Annotated in this window: 26 protein-coding genes and 1 tRNA gene; 20 read left to right on the forward strand and 7 right to left on the reverse strand. The window is 71.6% G+C overall.

Annotation, left to right across the window (positions count from 1 at the left end):
• Window positions 1-6: 6 nt before the first annotated feature.
• Both ACWGJM_RS38205 and ACWGJM_RS38210 read right to left on the reverse strand, forming a co-directional pair.
• Window positions 7-627, reverse strand: coding sequence for a GNAT family N-acetyltransferase (locus tag ACWGJM_RS38205; protein WP_453416345.1), 621 nt, complete (start codon window positions 625-627; stop codon window positions 7-9).
• Entirely contained in the window at window positions 620-2,710 is a 2,091-nt protein-coding gene (locus tag ACWGJM_RS38210; RefSeq protein ID WP_453416346.1) for a penicillin acylase family protein, read from the reverse strand. The genes ACWGJM_RS38205 and ACWGJM_RS38210 overlap by 8 nt, the downstream gene beginning before the upstream one ends.
• A 121-nt stretch (window positions 2,711-2,831) precedes the next feature.
• Here ACWGJM_RS38210 and ACWGJM_RS38215 point away from each other — a divergent pair, with 121 nt between their 5' ends.
• The 4 genes from ACWGJM_RS38215 (at window position 2,832) to ACWGJM_RS38230 (ending at window position 5,072) form a co-directional block, all read left to right on the forward strand.
• Window positions 2,832-3,416, forward strand: coding sequence for an HhH-GPD-type base excision DNA repair protein (locus ACWGJM_RS38215; RefSeq protein ID WP_453416347.1), 585 nt, complete (start codon window positions 2,832-2,834; stop codon window positions 3,414-3,416).
• 440 nt (window positions 3,417-3,856) lie between these two features.
• Entirely contained in the window at window positions 3,857-4,531 is a 675-nt protein-coding gene (locus ACWGJM_RS38220; protein ID WP_453416348.1) for an HdeD family acid-resistance protein, read from the forward strand.
• The gene (locus ACWGJM_RS38225) at window positions 4,528-4,890 is read left to right on the forward strand and encodes a hypothetical protein (protein ID WP_453416349.1); all 363 of its coding nucleotides are present in this window, start codon (window positions 4,528-4,530) and stop codon (window positions 4,888-4,890) included. The genes ACWGJM_RS38220 and ACWGJM_RS38225 overlap by 4 nt, the downstream gene beginning before the upstream one ends.
• 56 nt (window positions 4,891-4,946) lie before the next feature.
• The gene (locus ACWGJM_RS38230) at window positions 4,947-5,072 is read left to right on the forward strand and encodes a hypothetical protein (protein ID WP_453416350.1); all 126 of its coding nucleotides are present in this window, start codon (window positions 4,947-4,949) and stop codon (window positions 5,070-5,072) included.
• Window positions 5,073-5,108: 36 nt separating this feature from the next.
• On the opposite strand, the gene ACWGJM_RS38235 is transcribed toward ACWGJM_RS38230, so the two are convergent.
• Window positions 5,109-6,677, reverse strand: coding sequence for a helicase HerA-like domain-containing protein (locus ACWGJM_RS38235; RefSeq protein WP_453416351.1), 1,569 nt, complete (start codon window positions 6,675-6,677; stop codon window positions 5,109-5,111).
• A gap of 104 nt (window positions 6,678-6,781) precedes the next feature.
• Here ACWGJM_RS38235 and ACWGJM_RS38240 point away from each other — a divergent pair, with 104 nt between their 5' ends.
• Window positions 6,782-7,078 (forward strand): type II toxin-antitoxin system VapB family antitoxin, encoded by a 297-nt coding sequence (locus tag ACWGJM_RS38240; RefSeq protein ID WP_003999914.1) that lies wholly within the window; start codon window positions 6,782-6,784, stop codon window positions 7,076-7,078.
• A gap of 112 nt (window positions 7,079-7,190) precedes the next feature.
• The gene (locus ACWGJM_RS38245; protein WP_453416352.1) at window positions 7,191-7,832 is read left to right on the forward strand and encodes a LytR C-terminal domain-containing protein; all 642 of its coding nucleotides are present in this window, start codon (window positions 7,191-7,193) and stop codon (window positions 7,830-7,832) included.
• A gap of 188 nt (window positions 7,833-8,020) precedes the next feature.
• Here the strand turns inward: ACWGJM_RS38245 and upp are convergent, their stop codons facing one another.
• Entirely contained in the window at window positions 8,021-8,656 is a 636-nt protein-coding gene (gene upp / locus ACWGJM_RS38250; protein ID WP_453416353.1) for a uracil phosphoribosyltransferase, read from the reverse strand.
• A 123-nt stretch (window positions 8,657-8,779) separates the two neighbouring features.
• On the opposite strand from upp, the gene ACWGJM_RS38255 reads away from it, so the two are divergent.
• From ACWGJM_RS38255 to ACWGJM_RS38295, 9 genes are all read left to right on the forward strand, one after another.
• Window positions 8,780-8,971 (forward strand): hypothetical protein, encoded by a 192-nt coding sequence (locus ACWGJM_RS38255; RefSeq protein WP_453416354.1) that lies wholly within the window; start codon window positions 8,780-8,782, stop codon window positions 8,969-8,971.
• Between the two features lie 308 nt (window positions 8,972-9,279).
• The gene (locus ACWGJM_RS38260; RefSeq protein ID WP_453416382.1) at window positions 9,280-9,810 is read left to right on the forward strand and encodes a tRNA adenosine deaminase-associated protein; all 531 of its coding nucleotides are present in this window, start codon (window positions 9,280-9,282) and stop codon (window positions 9,808-9,810) included.
• 65 nt (window positions 9,811-9,875) lie between these two features.
• Entirely contained in the window at window positions 9,876-10,307 is a 432-nt protein-coding gene (gene tadA, locus ACWGJM_RS38265) for a tRNA adenosine(34) deaminase TadA (protein WP_453416355.1), read from the forward strand.
• A gap of 102 nt (window positions 10,308-10,409) precedes the next feature.
• A tRNA-Ser gene (locus ACWGJM_RS38270) sits at window positions 10,410-10,494 on the forward strand.
• An 86-nt stretch (window positions 10,495-10,580) separates the two neighbouring features.
• Entirely contained in the window at window positions 10,581-10,760 is a 180-nt protein-coding gene (locus ACWGJM_RS38275; RefSeq protein WP_453416356.1) for a hypothetical protein, read from the forward strand.
• A gap of 18 nt (window positions 10,761-10,778) precedes the next feature.
• Window positions 10,779-11,072: a Dabb family protein gene (locus ACWGJM_RS38280; RefSeq protein WP_453416357.1), complete on the forward strand. Its 294-nt coding sequence runs from the start codon at window positions 10,779-10,781 to the stop codon at window positions 11,070-11,072.
• Window positions 11,073-11,255: 183 nt separating this feature from the next.
• Window positions 11,256-12,083 (forward strand): RNA polymerase sigma factor SigF, encoded by an 828-nt coding sequence (locus tag ACWGJM_RS38285; protein WP_453416383.1) that lies wholly within the window; start codon window positions 11,256-11,258, stop codon window positions 12,081-12,083.
• Between the two features lie 338 nt (window positions 12,084-12,421).
• Complete coding sequence (locus ACWGJM_RS38290; RefSeq protein ID WP_453416358.1) at window positions 12,422-13,324, forward strand: RNA polymerase sigma factor SigF; 903 nt, start codon at window positions 12,422-12,424, stop codon at window positions 13,322-13,324.
• 560 nt (window positions 13,325-13,884) lie between these two features.
• On the forward strand, window positions 13,885-14,121 hold the full coding sequence (locus ACWGJM_RS38295; RefSeq protein WP_453416359.1) for a hypothetical protein: 237 nt from the start codon (window positions 13,885-13,887) through the stop codon (window positions 14,119-14,121).
• Window positions 14,122-14,172: 51 nt separating this feature from the next.
• On the opposite strand, the gene ACWGJM_RS38300 is transcribed toward ACWGJM_RS38295, so the two are convergent.
• Window positions 14,173-14,370: a hypothetical protein gene (locus ACWGJM_RS38300; RefSeq protein ID WP_453416360.1), complete on the reverse strand. Its 198-nt coding sequence runs from the start codon at window positions 14,368-14,370 to the stop codon at window positions 14,173-14,175.
• Between the two features lie 205 nt (window positions 14,371-14,575).
• Here ACWGJM_RS38300 and ACWGJM_RS38305 point away from each other — a divergent pair, with 205 nt between their 5' ends.
• From ACWGJM_RS38305 to ACWGJM_RS38315, 3 genes are all read left to right on the forward strand, one after another.
• Window positions 14,576-15,061, forward strand: coding sequence for a MarR family winged helix-turn-helix transcriptional regulator (locus tag ACWGJM_RS38305; RefSeq protein WP_453416361.1), 486 nt, complete (start codon window positions 14,576-14,578; stop codon window positions 15,059-15,061).
• A gap of 20 nt (window positions 15,062-15,081) precedes the next feature.
• Window positions 15,082-17,637, forward strand: coding sequence for an MFS transporter (locus ACWGJM_RS38310; protein WP_453416362.1), 2,556 nt, complete (start codon window positions 15,082-15,084; stop codon window positions 17,635-17,637).
• 99 nt (window positions 17,638-17,736) lie between these two features.
• Entirely contained in the window at window positions 17,737-18,558 is an 822-nt protein-coding gene (locus tag ACWGJM_RS38315; protein ID WP_453416363.1) for a YceI family protein, read from the forward strand.
• Between the two features lie 180 nt (window positions 18,559-18,738).
• Here the strand turns inward: ACWGJM_RS38315 and ACWGJM_RS38320 are convergent, their stop codons facing one another.
• Window positions 18,739-19,443, reverse strand: coding sequence for a GAF and ANTAR domain-containing protein (locus tag ACWGJM_RS38320; protein ID WP_453416364.1), 705 nt, complete (start codon window positions 19,441-19,443; stop codon window positions 18,739-18,741).
• 30 nt (window positions 19,444-19,473) lie between these two features.
• Window positions 19,474-20,193 carry an ANTAR domain-containing protein gene (locus ACWGJM_RS38325; protein ID WP_453416384.1) on the reverse strand — a complete coding sequence of 240 codons (720 nt, stop codon included), beginning with the start codon at window positions 20,191-20,193 and terminating at the stop codon, window positions 19,474-19,476.
• A 233-nt stretch (window positions 20,194-20,426) separates the two neighbouring features.
• On the opposite strand from ACWGJM_RS38325, the gene ACWGJM_RS38330 reads away from it, so the two are divergent.
• Both ACWGJM_RS38330 and ACWGJM_RS38335 read left to right on the forward strand, forming a co-directional pair.
• Window positions 20,427-20,789, forward strand: coding sequence for an STAS domain-containing protein (locus ACWGJM_RS38330; RefSeq protein WP_453416365.1), 363 nt, complete (start codon window positions 20,427-20,429; stop codon window positions 20,787-20,789).
• 30 nt (window positions 20,790-20,819) lie between these two features.
• Window positions 20,820-21,290, forward strand: coding sequence for a PPOX class F420-dependent oxidoreductase (locus ACWGJM_RS38335; RefSeq protein ID WP_453416366.1), 471 nt, complete (start codon window positions 20,820-20,822; stop codon window positions 21,288-21,290).
• Window positions 21,291-21,306 lie beyond the last annotated feature (16 nt).

Consider the following 21,306-nt stretch of genomic DNA (forward strand, 5'->3'; position numbering starts at 1 on the left):
GGCCCGTCATGAGTCACCGTCATCCGGGCAGGCTACCTCCCTGGTCAGGAACGCCAGTTGGGCGCGCTTCTCCGGCAGGTACACGTCCGGGATGTCGATCTCCGGCAGTACGACGGCCTCGCCCGCCTCGAAGCCCTGCTTGAGGAAGCGGGCGATCGCCTTCTCGTTGCGCACGTCGGGGTCGACCACGATCCGCCGCCGGTCCGGGCCGCGCAGAGCGTACGAGGTGGCGGCGGTCAGCAGGTGTGACGACCAGCCGGTGCGCGCGGCGCCGGGTCCCGCGGGCGCGAGCAGCAGGTGGAGGCCGATGTCGCCGGGGCGGACGTCGTAGCACTCGCCGACCCGGTCGGCCTCCGGTTCGTACGTCTGGAGGAGCCCGGCCGGGGCGCCGTCCTTGAGGAGGAGGAAGGCATGGTGGGTGTCGAGCGTGTCCATGTGGGCGTAGAGCTCGGCGACCTGGTCCCGTGTCAGGCCCGTCATGCCCCAGAAGACGGCCCGCTCCTCGCTCACCCAGGCATGGACCGTCCCGGCGTCGGCGTGCGGGTCGAGGGGCAGGATGCGGACGGTGCCGAAGCCGTCGGTCACCTGCTCGTGGACGGCCTCGCGGGTGGCGTACGGGTCAGACATCGGTCTCCTTCGTGAGCTGGTCGAAGTCGGTGACGACGGGGACGAGGTCTCCGGCGAGCCACAGGGGGAGCTGGTCGTGGCGGTGGGGCGAGCCGGGCACGCCCGAGGCGCCGAAGGGGACCACCCAGCGGCTGTCCTCGCGCCGGGCCAGGTCCCACACGTAGCGGGCGGCCGGGCCGCGCGCGCTCAGGTCGGAGAGGCCGGGCACGGCGGAGGTGCACAGCACGCAGTCGTGGTCGCCGGACAGCCCCGGTGCGTCGTACGACGTCGTCGGCAGCGCCCGCCAGGGGGCGAGGCGGTGGCTGTCACCCCAGGTGCCGGTGGGCTCCGCGGCGGCGACCTCCTCCACGGCCGCGCGGACGGCGGCGGGGCGGTCGATGCCGTACAGGTCCTCGGCGGTCAGCAGGTGTTCGAGGGCGAAGCCGATGCGCGGGAGGAGGGCGAGCCAGGGGAGGAGGACCTCGGGGTAGGCGGGCGGTTCGGTCAGGGCGGCGAACGCGGGGTGGGCGGCGAGCCGGCGTGCGACCGCGCCGCGCACCGCCGCGTAGGCCGCCGCGTCCGTGCCGGCCGCGTCCATGCCGCGGTCCCAGGCGAGGAGGCGGTCGCGCAGCCCGGCGGCCTCGGTGGACAGGCCGTCCAGCGCCGCGAGGTGCTCCAGCAGGGGGGCGGCGGAGGCGAGGTGGGTGTCCATGTGGATCGCGGGCATGTCGCCGGGCGACCACCGGTCCCTCTCCCGCAGCAGGGCGGTGATGCGGTCGGCGCGGTGCGGCGGGGCGAACTCCACGCCGAGCGGGGTCGCGGGGCCGCGCTGGTTGGCCATCACCGCGATGCCGTCGGTGAGCCCGGCGCGGGGCGTCTCGTGCCGGCCCCGCCACTCGTGGCCGGGCTCCCAGGCGGGCACCAGCCGGACGCGGTTGGCCTCCGCCCTGATGGGCACACTGCCCGCGACCCGGTGCAGCAGGCCGCCCTCGGTGTCGGCGGCCTGTACGACGTTGACGGGCTCGGTCCAGGCGTCCAGCGCGCGGTCCACGTCGGCGACCCGGCGGGCGCGCAGGAGGGGCAGGAGGGCGCTGAAGCCGAGGTCCCCGGTCACCCGGGGCGGGTGGCGGAGGGCGAGGGCGGTGGGCGTTCCGAGGAGGTCGGCGGCGGGGTCGTGTCCGTCGAGGCCCTCCGGTCCGCCGGCGATCACCGGCCCCCGCTCCGTCTCGATCACCTCGACCTCGACCGGCTCCTCCCCCGCGACTCGGACGGTCTCCGTGTGCCGGTGGGCGCGGCGCCAGGTGCCGTCGGGGCCGAGCGCCTCCACCCCGGCACCGGTGCGCCGCAGCCGCTCCCGGTAGAGGTCCTGGTAGTCGGCCATCGCGTTGGTGATGGCCCAGGCGACGGTGCCGGTGTGGCCGAAGTGGGCGATGCCGGGGACACCGGGGACGGCGAGGCCCACGACGTCGAACTCCGGGCAGGACAGGTGGATCTGCTGGTAGACGCCCGGGTCCTCGATGAAGCGGTGCGGGTCGCCCGCGATGAGGGCATGGCCGGTGGTGGTCCGTTCGCCGGCGAGCAGCCAGCCGTTGCTGCCGGAGGTGCCGGGGCCGTCGGTGGCGAACAGGCCGACCGCCTCCGGGCCCAGGTGGTGTACGGCCTGCTCGCGCCAGAGCTTGGCCGGGAAGCCCGCGAAGAGGATGTGGGTGGACAGCCAGACGCCGAGCGGGGTCCAGGGCTCCCAGTGGCCGGGGGTGAGGGCGGTGCGGGCGAACTCCGGGACGTCGGTGCGGGCCAGCCCCTCGTTGACGCCGTCGACGTACGCCCGCAGCCAGTTGGCCGTCTCGGGGTCATGTCTCTCCAGGGCCGTGAAGCAGCGTTCGGCCGTGTCGGCGAGGCGGGCCCGTCTGACGAAGACGTCCCAGGCGAGGGCCTGCGCGCCGAGGAAGGAGGCCGAGGTGCCCTGCGTCCGGTGCCGCTCGACCTCCAGCTGCCAGGCCCGGTCGCGGGCGGTGACGCGGCCCTGGGCGCGGGCGAGTTCGCGTGCGCTGTCGGCGCGCAGGTGCGGAATTCCCCAGGCGTCGCGGTAGGTCCCGGTGATCACCCGTGGGCCCCATTTCCCTTTAGGTTAGCCTTCCCTAACTTATCTGCCGAGATCGTACGCGATGCGGGGCCCGCATCGAGGTGGGCGGCGTCGCGGGGCGCTTCGAGGGATGATCGGGGTCATGGACGTCACCCTGCACCTCGCCCAGGACCCCGAGGCCGACGAGCTCCTCGGGCGGTCCCCGCTCGCCGCGCTGACCGGGATGCTGCTGGACCAGCAGGTCCCGATGGAGTGGGCGTTCAAGGGGCCGTCGACCATCGCCCGGCGCATGGGCGCCGACGACCTCGACGCGCACGACATCGCGGCCCAGGACCCGGAGGCCTTCGCGGCCCTGCTGTCGGAGAAGCCGGCCGTGCACCGCTACCCCGGGTCCATGGCCAAGCGGATCCAGCAGCTGTGCCAGTACCTCGTCGAGCACTACGACGGCAACGCCGAGCTGGTCTGGAAAGGCGTCGACGACGGGCGGGAACTGCTGCGGCGGCTCCAGGACCTGCCGGGGTTCGGCAAGCAGAAGGCGCAGATCTTCCTGGCCCTGCTGGGCAAGCAGCTCGGCGTCCAGCCCAAGGGCTGGCGCGAGGCCGCGGGCGCCTACGGCGAACCGAAGTCCTTCCGCTCCGTCGCCGACATCACCGGCCCGGAATCCCTGACCAAGGTCCGCGCCCACAAACAGGAGATGAAGGCAGCGGCGAAGGCCTCCGGCAAGTAGGCGGGACGGCTGCAAGCGCCCTCGGCGGTCCGGCCTGCGCCGACACGCAGCCCCGTGGGGGTGCAGGGGCGCAGCCCCGTGAGGTGCAGGGGCGCAGCCCCGTGGAGGTGCAGGGGCGCAGCCCCGGCGGGGCACAGGAGCGCAGCCCCGTGGAGGTACAGCGGCGCAGCCCCGGCGGGGTATAGCGGCGCAGCCCCGGCGGGGTATAGCGGCGCAGCCCCGGCGGGGTCGAAGGGGCGGAGCCCCCTGGAGGACGGGAAGGGTAGGGGCGGCGGGGGCGAAAACCCGGCACCGCACGCAGCGCCGCGGGCCGCAACGTGCCCCCGCCCGGGCGAGGGCCAGATCAGGCGGCGCCCCGCCGCAGCATGCCGGAAACCCGGGCTCATCCGTGCGGCCCCGCTCGGATGGCGGGGCGGTCTCGGGCGGGCCGAGCATGGAGTATGACCGAGTCACCGAGCAGTGATCCCACCTGGGGCCGGGAGTTCGACGACCGGGCCGCGCACGCGCACACGGCCGGCCGGGCCGCGGGCGGGCACGAGCCGGAGCCGCCGTTCGAGGGGCCGTTGCACACCCTGTCCCGCGCCGCCTGGCAAGTCGTGCTCATCACCGGCATCGCGTCGCTGGTCCTGGGGATCCTGGTGCTGATCTGGCCGGGCCCCTCCCTGCTCGCCGCCGGTGTGCTCTTCGGGATCTACCTGCTGATCAGCGGCGTCTTCCAGCTGGCCGCCGCGTTCGGCACGCACAAGGCGACCTCGCTGCGCATGCTGGCCTTCATCAGCGGCGCCCTGTCGATCCTGCTGGGCCTGTTCTGCTTCCGCGGACCGATGCAGTCGATCCTGCTGCTCGCCCTGTGGATCGGCATCGGCTGGCTGATCCGCGGGATCACCCAGACCCTGGCCGCCGCCCACGACAGCACCGTGCCCGCCCGCGGCTGGCAGATCTTCCTGGGGATCGTCACGTTCGTCGCCGGGATCGTGCTGATCGTCTCGCCCTTCCGGTCGGTCGTCGTGCTCACCCTCTTCGCCGGCTGGTGGCTGGTCGTGGTCGGCATCGTCGAGATCGTCACCTCGATCGGCATCCGGAGCCGGGCCAAGCAGATCCCGGTCACCGTGTGAAGCGCCCAGGGCGCCAGGCCCTGTGGGCCGCCCGCCGCCACCCGCGCGGCCGCGCCTGGCTGCGGGTGCTCGTGCTGCTGCTGGCGCTGTCGGTGCCGGGCACGCAGACGCAGGCGGCCCCGGTGCCGTCCGCGCCGCCCGGATTGTCCGTGTCATCGGGCGAAACCGTCGAGTACGACCTCCTCGAGCCGGCCCTGCGGCCTCCCCCCTGCTCCGTACACCGGGCCGGCGTACCGCTGCGCCCCGCGCCCCTTCCCGACCCGGCCCCCGGTCGTACGCGGAGCCACCGCCCCCTCCCGGCGCCGCGCCGGCCCCCGCACACCTCACACACCCTGCGCTCCGTGGTCCTGCGCTGCTGACGGGCCCCGCCCCGAACGCCCAGTAAGCCGCCCAGTACGACGCAAGGAACACAGGTATGCCCACAGACCCCTACGCGGTCCTGCGCGCCCTGCTGCGCGCCGAGGCCGTCCGCAACACGGCCAGACCGGACGTGAAGAGACCCCAGCCTCAGGACCCGCCCGAGAAGCACCGGAACCGCTGACGCACCGGAACCGCTGACGCACCGGCGGGGGCGGGCCTACCGCCTCCGCCGTGCCGTGCCGAACAGGGAGCGGGTGATCTCACGGCCGATCTGGGTGCCCACCGACCGGGCCAAGGACTTGAACACGCCGCTCCCGACGACCTGTTCCACGAGGGACGGCTCCTCCCTGGGAGCCCTCCCGGGCGCACCCGCGCTCTCCTTCTCCCGCCCGGCCGCGAGCCTCTCATACGCCGACTCGCGGTCCACAGCCTGTGCATAACGGTGATGCAGCGCGGACGACCGCACCGCGTCGTCGAGGGCCGCCGCGTCGACCGGGCTCATCGACGATTCCGGCGCACACAACCGGGTGGCGGCCACCGGAGTCGGGGCGCCCTTCTCGCTGAGGACGGTCACCACGGCCTCCCCGGTGCCGAGGCCGGTGAGGAGCTCCTCCAGGTCGTACGCGGAGTCGGGGAACGTCTTCACCGTGGCCCTGAGGGCCTTCTGGTCGTCCGGGGTGAAGGCCCGGAGCGCGTGCTGGACGCGGTTGCCGAGCTGGCCGAGGACGTCGGACGGTACGTCCTTCGGTGTCTGGGTGACGAAGAAGACGCCGATCCCTTTCGAGCGAATGAGACGAACGGTCTGCGTGATCGACTCCAGGAACGCCTTGGAGGCGTCGTCGAACAGCAGATGCGCCTCGTCGAAGAAGAAGACCAGCTTCGGCTTGTCGACGTCGCCGGCCTCCGGAAGGTCGTGGAAAAGGTCGGCCAGCAGCCACATCAGGAAGGCGGAGAACAGCCGCGGCTCCTCCTGCACGGCGGCCAGTTCGAGGACGGAGACGACGCCCCGCCCGTCCTCGGCCGTGCGCAGGAACTCCCCGGTGTCGAACTCCGGCTCCCCGAAGAAGTCCGCCGTCCCCCGCGCCTCGAAGGCGGTCAGGGAGCGCAGGATCACCCCGGCCGTGGCGGTGGACAGCCCGCCGACGGCCTTCAGTTCGGCCCTGCCCTCCTCGGAGGTGAGGAAGGCGACGACCGCCCTGAGGTCCTTGAGGTCGATCAGTTCCAGGCCCTTGGTGTCGGCGTAGCGGAAGATCAGGTCGAGGGACTGCTCCTGGGTCCGGTTGAGCTGGAGCACCTTGGACAGCAGCACCGGGCCGAAGCCGGTGACGGTGGCCCGCACCGGGATGCCGTGGCCGAGGCCGCCGAGGGCGAAGTACTCCACCGGGAAGGCGGTCGGCGTCCACCGCTGGTGCACCTCGGCGGAGCGGGAGCGGACCTTGTCGTTCGACACGCCCGGCGCCGAGATCCCGGACAGATCGCCCTTGACGTCCGCCAGGAAGACCGGCACGCCCTGCGCCGACAGCTGTTCGGCGACCAGTTGGAGCGTCCTCGTCTTGCCGGTGCCGGTGGCGCCCGCCACCAGGCCGTGACGGTTCAGCATGGTCAGGGGGACGCGGATCCGGGCGTCCGGGAAGGAGTCTCCGTCCCACAGCAGGGCACCGAGGTCGAGGGCCGGACCGGTGAAGGCGTAACCCGAGGCGATCCGCAGGGCCTCGGCGGGAAGGGCCCGGTCACCGGCGGGGGCCTCGGGAGGGGTGGCGGGCCGCACGGTCTCACTGTCACTCATCGCAGCCCCCTGTTCCCGGTATGACCGGAATGCGGCGTCTTTTCCAGCGTCGCACTGCGTCGCCTAGGCTGCGCCCGGAACGTCAGGACCGGTAGGCTTTCCGTGTGATCTTCAAGCGCATCGGAAACGGCCGGCCGTACCCCGACCACGGCCGGGAAAGCACCCGGCAGTGGGCGGACGTCGCGCCGCGCCCGGTCCGCCTCGATCAGCTCGTGACGACCAAGGGCCAGCTCGACCTGGAGACCCTTCTCGCCGAGGACTCGACCTTCTACGGCGACCTCTTCGCGCACGTCGTGAAGTGGCAGGGCGACCTGTACCTGGAGGACGGCCTGCACCGCGCGGTCCGCGCGGCGCTCCAGCAGCGTCAGGTCCTGCACGCGCGCGTGCTCGAACTCGACTGATCACCCGGATTTACTCGCCTTTTCGGGTGTTGTTGACCCTTTCGGGTTCTGCCGACCGGCGTCGAATGATCATCTAGTAGGCATCGCCGCCCGAGCGCACTACGCTGCGCTCATGAGCATGCTGACTCCTCCCGGCATGGGCGGCGAGTACCGGATCACGGGAGGCAAGTACCCGCGGATGCGCCCTCCCCGCCGGCGCGGCAGGCTCGTCTTCCTGACGGTCGCCTGCGTCACCGCACTCGGGGTCGCCGGCTGGGGCACCGTGCAGCTCATCGACGTGTTCACCGGCGGCGGGGACAAGGACACCGTGTCCGGCGCCAAGGCGGAATGCCCGGCCAGCACGAAGGTGAGCCCGGCCGCGCGCACCGAGCCGCTGCCGGAGCCCGCGAAGATCACCGTCAACGTCTACAACGCCACGGCCCGCACCGGCCTGGCCAAGCACACCGCGGACGAGCTGAAGAAGCGCGGCTTCCGCATCGGCGACGTGGGCAACGCGACCAAGCAGTACGACAAGAAGGTCAAGGGCACCGGGATGCTCCTCGGCCCCGCCTCGGCCCTGAACACCTCGCTGCCGGTCGTCGCCGCCCAGCTCGCCGGCGCCGAACGGCGCACCGACGCCACCCGTAAGGGCGACGCCGTCGACCTGATCATCGGCAACGGGTTCAAGGACCTCAGCAAGCGGGCGGACGCCGACAAGGCCGTGGCCGAACTGACCGCGCCCGCGGCGTCCGCCGTGAAGAAGAAGGACTGCTAGGGCGCATTCCCGTCGTCGCCCGACGGGCGGCCCCGCGGCGTCTGGTGCGTGCTCTCGCCGGGCCGGGCGGAAGTCCTCGTACTGGACCGTACTTGGGCTTCCGCCCGGTGCGGCGAGTGGGGGTGCCCCCTCTGGGGGAGCGTGCCGGGCGCGCGGGCAGACGGGAATTCGACGACAGGCCCTGAGGCCTACTCGGCCGCCCCGTACAGCCGGTCGCCCGCGTCTCCCAGGCCGGGGACGATGTAGCCGTGCGCGTTGAGGTGGTCGTCGACGGCGGCCGTCACGACGGTCACCGGGGTGCCCGCCAGCTCGCGCTCCATGACCTCGACGCCCTCCGGCGCGGCGAGCAGCACCACGGCGGTCACGTCGTCGGCGCCGCGCTTGATCAGCTCGTGGATCGCCGCGACCAGCGTGCCGCCGGTGGCCAGCATCGGGTCCAGGACGTACACCTGGCGGCCTGAGAGGTCCTCCGGCATGCGCGTGGCGTACGTGGAGGCCTGGAGGGTCTCCTCGTTGCGGATCATGCCCAGGAAGCCCACCTCGGCGGTCGGCAGCAGCCGCATCATGCCGTCCAGCATGCCGAGGCCGGCGCGCAGGATCGGCACGACCAGCGGGCGCGGGCGGGCGAGTTTCACTCCGGTGGTGGCGGCGACCGGGGTCTCGATGTCGACCGCTTCGGTGCGCACGTCCCGCGTGGCCTCGTAGGCGAGCAGGGTGACCAGTTCGTCGGCCAGCCGGCGGAAGGTCGGGGAGTCGGTGCGCTGGTCGCGCAGCGTGGTGAGCTTGTGGGCGACCAGGGGGTGGTCGACGACGTGGAGACGCATGCCCATAACAGTAACCGCGCCGACCCGCACCTCGCGCTGGCATCAAACCGCCCGTCCGGGGAAAGTGGAGGGACGGACTGGGGTGGTGTGACTGTGCCTGACCTGCCAGAGAACCAATCCGACATGCCCGAGGACACCGCCGGGACGGGGCACCGCGTGCCGCCGCCGGAGACGGATACCGAACGCCGGCGCCGCCGGGCCCGGTTTCTGCGCGAGCTCGCCGAGGCCCGGGAGTTGCGCGACCGTGTCCAGCCCCGCCGGGCGAAGGCGGCCAGACTCCGACACGCCATGCGCATGCGCACGTTCCGCTGGTAGCCGGTAGGAAGATCCGTCTTTCCCGGGGTGTTCCCGGTAATGCCGCGCGTGGACTGCGGGAAAAGCCGCGTACGATCCGCACGTGGCGGCAACGAGTGCGCTGGTGATTCCGTCGCGGACACGCGGAGGCCTCTGCGCGTCCGTGCGAGCAGAACTGCCGGACACAGGGAGCCGAAGACGTCCCCTGGACGCCTTGTTTCTGCCACGATTCCGAGTGGGTGGGGCTCGGAGCCTGAGCTCTCTCCGCCCAAGAACCTCCGCCGGGGGGACCCCCAACCGGCACACCTATGACCAGTGGGAGAGTCACGGTGTACTTCGCCGCACTGCTCGCGCGCACCGAAGACGGGTGGGAAGCGAGCGACACAGAGCTCGACGATGTGGAAACCCTGTCGGATCTGGCCGACCTGGCACGGGAGGCCAATCCCGATGACGACACGGTGCTCGTCCTGATCGAGCAGGAGGACGCCTGGTTCGGCGTCGTCCGCGTGGACGGCGAGGACGACCCTCGCATCTACGTCTCGGACGCCGCCGCCGCTGCCCGCAGTGCGTACGGCGAGCTGCTGCTCACGGACGAACTGCTCGGCCGCGAGCCCGGCTCCGACGGTCCCGACCTGGACGCCCTGGACCTCGACGGCACCGAGGACGGCGAGTCCGAGGACGATGACGACGAGGGCGGCACCTCCGCCGACGCGGTGCCGCACAGCCCGGTGGGCGACAACGAGATCCTCGACGACCTGGGCATCGGCGAGAAGGAGTTGCGTGCCCTGGACGCGGAGGACGCGCTGAGTACGATCGCCGAGGCCCTGGGCGCCTCGGAGGTGCTGGAGACCGTCCGCTGACCGCCCCGGACGGGACGCCGTGGGGCAGGACACCGGACCCGATACGCGACCGCTGGCGGGCCGCGATGCGGCTCGCCCTGGACGAGGCCCGTACGGCCGTCCGGGGCGGAGACGTTCCCGTCGGCGCCGTCGTGCTGTCCACGGACGGTACGACGGTGCTCGCGACCGGACACAACGAGCGCGAGGCCACCGGCGACCCCACGGCCCACGCCGAGATGATCGCCCTCAGGCGGGCCGCCGCCAAGCTGGGCGAGTGGCGGCTGAGCGGCTGCACCCTCGTGGTCACCCTGGAGCCCTGCACGATGTGCGCGGGCGCGCTCGTGCAGTCCCGCGTGGACCGGGTGGTGTACGGCGCCCGTGACGACAAGGCGGGCGCGGCCGGTTCCCTCTGGGACCTCGTCCGCGACCGGCGGCTCAACCACCGCCCCGAGGTCGTCGGGGGTGTGCTGGCCGAGGAGTGCTCCCGGCTCCTCACCGATTTCTTCCGGGAACGCTGAAGCCAGGCGTTTGGAGCCGGGCGTTTGCTGAAGCCAGGCGTTTCCGGGTGGGCCCGGAAACGGATTTCAGCGCATGGCCCACCGTGCTGTAAGGTCTCCCTCGGTAGCGTGTCCGAGCGGCCGAAGGAGCTCGCCTCGAAAGCGAGTGTGGCGCAAGTCACCGAGGGTTCAAATCCCTCCGCTACCGCCGTAAAAGGGCCCCGTCCATTGGATGGGGCCCTTTGTGCGATTATCAACAGCGCTCGGGGCAGTCAGCGACAGGGGGAGGCCGCGGTGGCGGTGAACGCCAAGAAGATCGCCATGTACGTGCTCGTGGTCTTCGCGCTGTACGTGATCATCACAGACCCGGCCAAGGCCGCGGACTACGTCCAGATAGGCTTCGAGGGCATATCGGACGCCGCCAAGGCCATAGGCGACTTCATGACCTGGGTGGCCAACGGGGCGAAGAGCTAGCGGAAAGAGCTGGAGCCCATGATCCGCCACCTGGTCCTGTTCAAGCTCAACGAGGGCGTCGGGCGCGACGATCCGCGGGTCGTGGCGGGCGAGGAGGCCTTCCGCGCCCTGGACGGCGAGATCCCCGAGATCCGCCACTGGGAGCTGGGCTGGAACACCAGCGACCGGCCCATCGCGTACGACTTCGCCATCAACTCCGCCTTCGACGACCCGGACGCGCTGCGCCACTACGCCGAGCACCCGAAGCACCAGGCCGGCGTCGCCCTGTGGCGGGAGTTCGCCACGTGGGTGATCGCCGACTACGAGTTCTGAGCCTCCAGGGTCCAAGCAGCCCTTCGGCCCCCGCCGGGACGGCGGGGGCCGCACTGCTTCTTACGGATGGTTTTCGTCATGAATTGCGTTCAACACGGCGTTATGGGGTGCTTGCGCACCGTGCGCATGTCTTGTGATGCTATGACCGCTTTTGGCGGATGATTGACCGATGAAGAGGTGGCGTTGACCGTGTCGGCCAGTACTGCGCCACCCCAGGAGGAGGCCCCCGCCCCCGCCCCCGAGAAGCGCCGCGGTGCCGACACCCGCGCCCTCACCCAGGTGCTCTTCGCCGAGCTCAAGGACCTGACACCGGGCACCCCGGAGCACGACCGGGTGCGCGGGGCGCTGATCGAGGCGAACCTCCCGCTCGTGCGCTACGCGGCCGCCCGCTTCCGCTCCCGCAACGAGCCCATGGAGGACGTGGTCCAGGTCGGCACCATCGGCCTGATCAACGCCATCGACCGCTTCGACCCGGACCGTGGCGTGCAGTTCCCGACCTTCGCGATGCCCACGGTCGTCGGGGAGATCAAACGATACTTCCGGGACAACGTCCGCACCGTCCACGTACCGCGCCGGCTGCACGAGCTGTGGGTACAGGTCAACAGCGCGACCGAGGACCTGACCACGGCCCTGGGCCGCACCCCCACCACCGCCGAGATCGCCGAGCGGCTGCGCATCAACGAGGACGAGGTGCTGTCCTGCATCGAGGCCGGACGCTCCTATCACGCGACCTCGCTGGAGGCCGCCCAGGAGGGCGACGGGATGCCGGGGCTGCTCGACCGCATCGGCTACGAGGACCCGGCCCTGGACGGGGTCGAGCACCGCGACCTCGTACGCCACCTCCTGGTCCAGCTCCCCGAGAGGGAACAGCGAATTCTGCTCCTGCGGTACTACAGCAATCTCACCCAGTCTCAGATCAGCGCGGAACTCGGCGTCTCCCAGATGCACGTCTCCCGCCTCCTCGCGCGCAGCTTCCAGCGACTGCGTTCCGCGAACCGAATCGAGGCATAAGCCGGGGCACGAAGGGGCGCAGGGGCGCACCGGAGTGGGGCACGGGCTCATCCGGGGCGTCACGGATAAGACTCGCAAGCAGGATCGAGGCATAACCGGCGCGAGCGAATCACCCACCGGGGCACTTCCCGACAGTTGTGCCCCGAAAAACCGTCAGACCCCTTCTTTCCAGGGCCGATTCGCTTCCCGTGTGTCGACATGTCACTACAGCGTGTTGCCGACATGTGACATTCTGCGGGAAGCGCGTTTGCCGTGGCTCCGGCTCCGGTATTCAGGTGAGGGCTGCGTTCCTTCGTGGGAGCGCCGCCGCGACCGTCCCGCGACCCAAAGGGGGTGGCATGTCCGCAGAACAGGGCAGCTCGAAGGTGCTCACGCCCACGCTGAGCGAGGCAGCGCCCAAGGAGCTCGATGCGCTCGACGTCCTCGACGACGTCACGCCCCTCGAGCCCGCTTCGGCCCCGGCCGTTCCGACCACGGAGGCCATCGACACCCGCACCCTGTCCCGCTCCCTGTTCCTGCGGCTGGCCGCGCTCGGCGAGGACAGCCCCGAGCGTGCCTACGTCCGGGACACGCTGATCGAGCTCAACCTCCCCCTCGTCCGGTACGCGGCCGCCCGCTTCCGCAGCCGCAACGAACCGATGGAGGACATCGTCCAGGTCGGCACCATCGGCCTGATCAAGGCGATCGACCGCTTCGACTGCGAGCGGGGCGTGGAGTTCCCGACCTTCGCGATGCCTACGGTCGTCGGCGAGATCAAGCGGTTCTTCCGCGACACCTCCTGGTCCGTCCGCGTCCCGCGCCGCCTCCAGGAGCTGCGGCTGGCCCTCACCAAGGCCAGCGACGAGCTCTCCCAGAAGCTGGACCGCTCCCCGACGGTGACCGAACTCGCCGCCGTCCTGGGCGTCTCCGAGGAGGACGTGGTCGACGGCCTGGCGGTCGGCAACGCCTACACGGCGTCCTCGCTGGACTCCCCCGCCCCCGAGGACGACGGCGGCGAGGGCTCCCTGGCCGACCGGCTCGGCTACGAGGACACCGCCCTGGAGGGCGTGGAGTACCGGGAGTCCCTGAAGCCGCTGCTGGCCAAACTCCCGCCCCGGGAGCGGCGGATCATCATGCTGCGCTTCTTCGCCAACATGACCCAGTCCCAGATCGGCGAGGAGGTCGGCATCTCCCAGATGCACGTCTCCCGGCTGCTGACCCGCACCCTGGCCCAGCTCAGGGACGGCCTCATCTCCGACTGACCCTTCCTGTTTGACGGGGCGTCAGCCACTATGGCTCGATGCCTCGAGCGACGGGATCGACAGAGTCCGGTTCGACTCATGGCCGCCGGTGCGCCGTTGTCACGGCAGCGTCGGCGGCCGTCGTCTGCCTGGGCGCGGCCCTGACCGCGTGCGGAAGCGGCGGCGGCGAGGGTTACGTCGCGGTCGGCCCGGTGGACGGCTCGCCGAGCGGGGCCGCGGTGGGCCCCACGGATGCGGTGACCCTGGTGCCCCTCGACGGCCCCACGAGGGGTGGCGGCGAGAGCGCCGGCCGGGGTGGCCACGCTCCTCCGGCGAGCGGCGCGGCACCAGGGAGCCGTTCCGAAGAGTCCGCGTCCGGCCGGAGCTCCCGCCCGGCTTCATCGGGAGTCGCCGAGCCCCCTGAGCCCGGCCGTACGACTCCCGAGCCGTCGTCTCCGACGTCGGAATCGCCCTCTCCCACGCCGGCTCCCGGCCGCACCACGGCTCCCGGCCCCGCCGCCCTCACCTGGGGCGAGCCCGCGCGGGAGGCCACGGAGAAGCGGTGGTGCGAGGACGTGACCATGAGCTTCCACAACTCCGGCGGCACGGCGGTGCGTTCGGGCACGCTGACCTTCGGCACGCACGTCGTCGACGCGCTCGGCATCGACTGGGCGACGGTCGAGTCGACCGAGGACCTGCCGGCGCCGATCCGCGCCGGGGCACGGAAGGACCACACCTGGACTGTATGCGTCGACGCATGGCGGGTGCCGCTGGGCATGCACGTCGAGACGCGCGACGTGGACGTGGAGTGGAAGTAGCTGAGTGGAAGCAGTGGGGTGGAAGTAGTGGAGTCGAAGTAGTCGGAGCGGTTACATGAGCGCGAGCCAGGCGACCGCCGCCACGATCGCGATCGCCGCGACGACACCGACGATCAGACCGATGCGGGGGCCGGACGAGGCGGCCGCCTGCTGCTGCCGGCCCTGGGGGGCCTCGTCGACGAACGCGCGGAACATCTGGGTGCTGCCGGCGGGGTCGTAGTTGCCCTGGGGGCCCTGGGTGTTAGCCATGGCCCGAGACCCTAGCGAATCCGGCAGTGCGGCCCAAGTGGGGGGCAGGGCGGGCGGAGATGCACCCCGGAGCCCCACCCACCTGTGTATTTACGATCACGATACTTGCCTTTGCCCAATCTTTGTCCGCGCCACCCCAGGCTTATTTGCCTTCAGCAACCAAACAAGTCTATGGTTGCCCCAAGCAACGAATACGGGAGGTGTGATGGCGCAGCAGGCGCAGTTCGAGGAACTGGCGCGTCAGCTCAGCGCCTTCGGCGCCGTGAAACGGGACCTGGGGCGGATCCTGCCGTCCGACTGCCCGGCCGGTTCCGCCGGCGTGCTGACGCTGCTCAGCCGTCATGGGGACATGCGCATGAGCAAGCTCGCCGAGCTGCTCGCCGTGGACATGTCGGTGACCAGTCGGCACGTGACGCATGTCGCCGAGCGGGGCTGGATCGAACGGGCACCCGACCCGGCGGACAAGCGCTCGCGCATCCTGCGGCTCACCCCTGCGGGCGAGGCCAAGGTCTGCGAGCTGTCCCGGCGCAGCACCGAGCTGCTGGCCGAGCGGCTGAGCGACTGGACCGACGAGGAGGTCGGCCAGTTGATCCGGCTCATGACGCGGCTCAGGGCGAGCTTCGGCGACTGCCGGACCACCCATACCCGGGCCACCGCACCCGTAATCGAAACCACCCGTACACCCGCATAAGACGTAAGAAAAGGAAGCCCATGGCAACGACCACACCAGCCGGTGTGCGGGCTCACGCCAAGCACGGGGGAGGCGCGGCCGCCGACGCCCCGATGACGCACCGGCAGATCATGGAGGCACTCTCCGGGCTGCTGCTCGGCATGTTCGTGGCGATCCTGTCGTCCACGATCGTCTCCAACGCCCTGCCGCACATCATCGGCGACCTCGGCGGCGGCCAGTCCGCCTACACCTGGGTGGTCACCGCGGCCCTGCTGTCGATGACCGCGGCCACTCCCCTGTGGGGCAAGCTCGCCGACCTGTACAGCAAGAAGGCGCTCGTCCAGATAGCCCTGGTCATCTACGTCCTGGGTTCGGCCGCCGCCGGTCTGTCGCAGAACGCCGGCATGCTGATCGCCTGCCGTGTCGTGCAGGGCATCGGCGTCGGCGGTCTGTCCGCCCTGGCGCAGATCGTCATGGCGGCGATGATCTCCCCGCGTGAGCGCGGCCGTTACTCCGGCTACCTCGGTGCCACCTTCGCCGTCGCCACCGTCGGCGGCCCGCTGCTCGGCGGTGTCATCACCGACACCTCGTGGCTGGGCTGGCGCTGGTGCTTCTACGTCGGTGTCCCCTTCGCGGTCATCGCGCTGATCGTGCTCCAGAAGACCCTGCACCTGCCCGTGGTCAAGCGCGAGGTCAAGGTCGACTGGGGCGGCGCCTTCTTCATCTCCGCCGCCGTCTCCCTGCTGCTGGTCTGGGTCACCTTCGCCGGTGACAAGTACGACTGGCTGTCCTGGCAGACGTACGCGATGGTCGGCGGTTCGATCGTCCTCGGCGCGCTGTTCGTGCTCGTCGAGTCCAAGGCGAGCGAGCCGATCATCCCGCTGCGCCTGTTCAAGAACCGCACCATCACGCTGGCGTCGCTCGCCTCGATGTTCGTCGGTGTCGCGATGTTCGCCGGCACGGTGTTCTTCAGCCAGTACTTCCAGCTGGCCCGCGACAAGTCCCCCACGATGTCCGGCGTCATGACCATCCCGATGATCGGCGGTCTGTTCATCTCCTCGACCGTCTCGGGTCAGTTCATCACCCGCACCGGCCGCTGGAAGGCCTGGCTGGTCAGCGGTGGCGTGCTGGTATCGGCCGGCCTGCTGATGCTCGGCAGCATCCGCTACGACACCGAGTACTGGAAGATGGCCATCTGGATGGCCCTGCTGGGTCTCGGCATCGGCATGATGATGCAGAACCTGGTGCTCGCCACGCAGAACCAGGTGGCGCCGTCCGACCTCGGCTCGGCCAGCTCCACGGTCACCTTCTTCCGCTCGCTGGGTGGTGCGGTCGGCGTCTCCGCCCTCGGCGCGGTGATGTCGCACCGGATCACGCACTACGTCCAGGACGGCATCTCCGCCCTGAGCCCCAAGTACCAGGCCGCCATGGCCGGCTCCGGCTCCACGGACAGCATCCCGGACATGGACAAGCTGCCTGCGCCCATCCGGACGCTGCTGGAGAGCGCCTACGGCCACGGCATCGCCGACGTCTTCTTCATCGCCGGAGGCCTCGCGGCCATCGCCTTCCTGATCACGCTGTTCATCAAGGAGGTCCCGCTGAAGACGAAGGGCGCGCTGGCGCAGGCCACCGAGGGCGCGGCCCCGGCCGTGGACCCGGCCGCCGCCCCGGTCGTCGCCGAGGCCCAGGCCCCCGTGGCCGCGGTGTCCGAGCCCGCCGACGAGCGGGTGCCCAGCTGGGCCGCCGCCACCTCCGCCACCGAGGCGGGTCCCGAGGGCACGCAGCGCTTCGCGGCCGTCGCCACGGTCGCCGAGCCCACCGCGGCAGGCAGCGGCGGCGGCACCCCGCTGCACGGCTTCGTCCGCGGCGCCGAGAGCGCCCCGGTCCCGCAGGCCGCGGTCACCCTGATCTCCCTGTCCGGCCGCCAGCTGGGCCGCTCGGTCGCGCAGGCCGACGGCTCCTACGCCCTGGACGCGCCGGGCGCGGGATCGTACGTCCTGATCGCCTCCGCCGACGGCTACCAGCCGCAGGCGTCCACCGTGGTGGTGGGCGAGGAGCCGGTGTCGTACGACATCCTGCTCAGCGGCACCAGCGGGCTGAACGGTGTGGTCCGGGCGGCCGGGAGCGCGCTGCCGGTCAAGGACGCCATGGTGATCGTCACCGATGTCCGCGGCGACCTGCTGGCCACCGGGAACACCGGTGAGCAGGGCGAGTTCGGCTTCGCCGAGCTGGTGCCGGGCGTGGTGACCGTCGCGGTCAACGCCACCGGCTTCCGGCCGCGCGCCCTGCCCGTCGAGATCGGCGCCGCAGGCGTCACCCGGATCGACGTCGACCTGGACGCCGGCGCCCAGCTCCAGGGTGTCGTACGGGCCCCGCACGGTCCGCTGGCCGACGCCCGCGTGACGCTGGTGGACGCGGCGGGCAACGTGGTCGGCTCGGCCACCACCGGGACGGACGGGGCGTACGCCTTCGCCGACCTGGACACCGGCGAGTACACCGTCATCGCGACGGGCTACCCGCCGGTGGCCACGGCCCTGACGGTCTCCGGCACCGGAGTCGACGGCCACGACATCGAACTCGCCCACCCCGGCGAGTAGTCCGACCCCGGCCCGTGGCAGGCGCACCCACAAGGACGCGCTCGCCACGGGCCGGTCTCATGACGCGCAATTCACAAGGCTTTTCAGGGAGACAACGGGATGGGACTGACCGCGAGGATCCGCACCCGGGACGGATGGGCCGTGTCGCACGCGGTCGTCACGGTGACCGACATGACGGGCACGCAGGTGCTGCGCGCCGAGGCCGACACCGAGGGCGCGGTGCGGGATGCCACCGAGCTGGCGCCGGGGGCGTACACGGTGATCGTCACGGCCGTCGGGTACGCGCCCGCCGCCGCCAGCGCGCTCGTCACCGCCAGCGGACGAGCCGAGGTCGGGACGGTGACGCTGGCCCGGCAGGGCGGCACCGAGCTGCCCCCGCCCGGCCCGTGGACCGTCGACCCGGCGCACTCCTCGGTGGGCGCCGTCGCCCAGCACCTGGGGATCTCCAGCGTGCACGGCCGCTTCACGGACTTCACCGGCGCGATCGAGATCGCGCCCGACGACGTCACCAAGTCCCGCGTCGAGGCCGTCATCCGGGCCGCCTCGATCGACACCGGCAACGGCATGCGCGACACCCACCTGCGCTCCGCGGACTTCCTGGACGTCGAGCGCCACCCCGAGATCACCTACCGGAGCACCGCCCTGCGGGCGGCCGGCTCCGACCGCTGGACCGTGCACGGCGAGTTGTCCATGCACGGCATCGTCCGCCCGGTCGACCTCGACCTCGCCTACCTCGGCACCGGCGCCGACCCGTGGGGCGGCACCCGGGCGGCCTTCCGGGCGACGGCGGAACTGCACCGCGAGGACTTCGCCATGAACTACAACCAGGTCCTCCAGGCGGGCATCGCGGCCATCGGCACCACGCTCAAGGTGGAACTGGACATCCAGGCGGTCCAGGGCGAGACGCTCCCGCTCGGCTGAGGCCGGCTAACCCCACCCCACCCCACCCCACCCGGCCCGCTACCGCTCGCCCGGCCGAGGCGGCGAGATGCCACCACCGACCCGGCCACCCACATCCGGGCAAGGCGGCACGCGGACCCGTGGCGGGCTCCCGCTCATCCGGCGAACCGCGACGGCCCATGGCTCGCGTCGGACGGGTCGCTAGCGGTCGGCCGCAGGCGGTTGGGTGCCGCCGACCCGGGTGACCAGGTCGGTGCACAGGTCGCGGAGTTTGACGTTGCGGTCCTGGGAGACACGGCGCAGCCGCGCCAGGGCGTTCTGGGCGTCGACGCGCTCACGGGCCATCAGGATGCCGATGGCCTGGTCGATGACGCTGCGGGAGAGCAGGGCGACGCGCACGTCGGCGGCGGACTGGTGCTCGCGCTCGATGTGCAGGGCCACGTTGACCGCGTCCGCGGCCCGCGCCGCGAAGTTCCGGGCCTGCTCCCGGCAGGAGTCCAGCACACCGGGCTCGGCGGCGTAGAGGTTGAGGGCGGCGCCCGTCTCTCCCACGACGTCGAGCGGCAGCGCCAGCACACTGCGGATGCCGACGGAGAGCGCGTAACTCCGGTACTCCGGCCAGCGCGTCTCCCGGGCCAGATCCCCCGCGTACCGCTCCCGCCCGGAGGCGGCCGCGTCCACGCACGGGCCCGAGCCGTTCTCGTACTGCCGCTGGTCCAGCCCGCCGGGCATGCCGCCGCTGCCCGCCAGGGTGAGCAGCCGGTCGCCGCGGCGCACGGTCACACTGCACGCCACCGCGCCGGGCACCTCGTGCACGGCCCGGTCGGCCAGATCGCGCAGCAGCGTGTCGAGACCATCGCTGCGCACCATCGCCCGGTCCAGCGTGTCGGGGGTCTCAGAGTTCATGCAATACCGGATATCCCGGGACCGGCGCCCTCAAGCCCTTTCCGTGCCGCCCACGATGCGGCGGGCCAGATCGCGGAGCTTGATGTTCTCGCGCTGGGAGGTGCGGACCAGGCTGTCGAAGGCCTCCGCCGCGTCGATGTCGAGGCGTTCCATGAGGATGCCGGTGGCCTGGCCGATCAGGTCCCGGGTGCGCATGGCCTCGGTGAGCTGCTCGCGGACGGTCACCGACTGGAGGGCCAGGCTGACATGGGCGGTGAACAGCCGGCCGACCCGGGTGGAGGCCTCGTCGAAGGCGCGGGGCTTGCGGGAGTAGGCGGTCAGCACGGTGAGCCGGCGGCGGTCGGCACGCAACCGCAGGGAGAGCACCGAGCGCAGGCCCAGGTCGGACAGCAGCCGACCGGCGCCGTCGCTCCCGCTGTCCTCTATCCGCGCCACCGGCGCGTTCCACAACTGCTCCCAGTGGCGGGCGCTCCCGTCGCCGTTCGGGGATTCGGCGGAGCGCACGACCTCGTCGGTCCAGGCGATCGTCCGGCGCAGTTCGCCGCGCTGGATCTCGGAGATCCCGGCGTGCTCGGCGCCGGGCAGCAGGTGCACCGCCAGGTTGACCGCGGTGCGCAGGGTGCCGTGCGGGGTGGTGGTCTCGTGCAGTTGCTGCGCCGCCACCGTGAGCGCCTCGGCCAGCTCGAAGCCAACCGGCAAACCGGGCACATCGGAAAAGTCGGACGTAGCCACCACGAACCTCTTCGGCATGCACGGCCACACGGCCATGCGCAGGAGAGCTCCGCAGCACATTCCCGACTGCGAGCACAGGACGTAAAGCACTCTAGCTGCTCCGTTGCGGCAAGGTGACCTTCGCCCGACGGTCCAACGGAGGCACGCTTCCCTGCCCGGACGGGGCGTGGTGGAATGGGCCGCGGGTCAGGAAGCGGCCGGGTTCCATTCCGTCATGAATGCGGACGACCGTCTGCCGTCAGGTGAGTGCCGTGACCCTCCTCCCGACTCCCCGCGACCCGCGCGGCCTGCCCGGGCGCACGCTGATCACGCTTCCCCCGGAAATCGACCTGAGCAACGCCGACGCCCTGCTCGGTCACGTCCTCTCCGTCAGCCACGCCCGCGCCGACCGGCTGCGCGTGCTCGTCCTGGACCTCACACGCACCGCCTTCCTCGACTCCCAGGGCGCCCGCCTGATCCACGACATACGCCGCCGGCTGCGCCCGCACACCGAGGTACGCGTGGTCGCCCACCCCTGGGAACTCCCCGGCCGCGTACTGGAACTGACCGGCGTACGCCGGGACGTCCCGGTGTACGACGACCTGATGGATGCGCTTACCGCCCGGTTCCCGTGATCGCGGTGCCCGCGGCCTACGCTGGGCCGCATGGCACCGAACATCGCGACCAACACCGCCGTGTCCCTCGACGACCTGCTGGACTTCGTACGCCCCCGCCACCACGCCATCCTGCTGACCCGGCGGGCCGACGGCGGGCCCCAGGGGTCGCCGCTGACCTGCGGGGTCGACGACTCGGGCCGGATCGTGGTCTCCACGTACCCCGAGCGCGCCAAGACCCGCAACGCCAAGCGGGACCCTCGCGTCAGCGTCATCGTGCTCAGCGACGACTGGAACGGACCGTGGGTCCAGGTCGACGGCACGGCCGAGGTCATCGACACCCCCGACTCCATCGAGCCCCTGGTCGAGTACTACCGCAACATCGCCGGCGAACACCCGGACTGGGACGAGTACCGACAGGCGATGCTGAAGCAGGGCAAGTCCATCATCCGCATCACGCCTGAGCGCTGGGGCCCGGTGGCCACCGGGGGCTTCCCGGCGCGGCTGGTGGCCGAGGAGTAGTCCGGGGCGCCCCGTG

It is taken from the genome of Streptomyces sp. NPDC054834 (assembly GCF_053611185.1).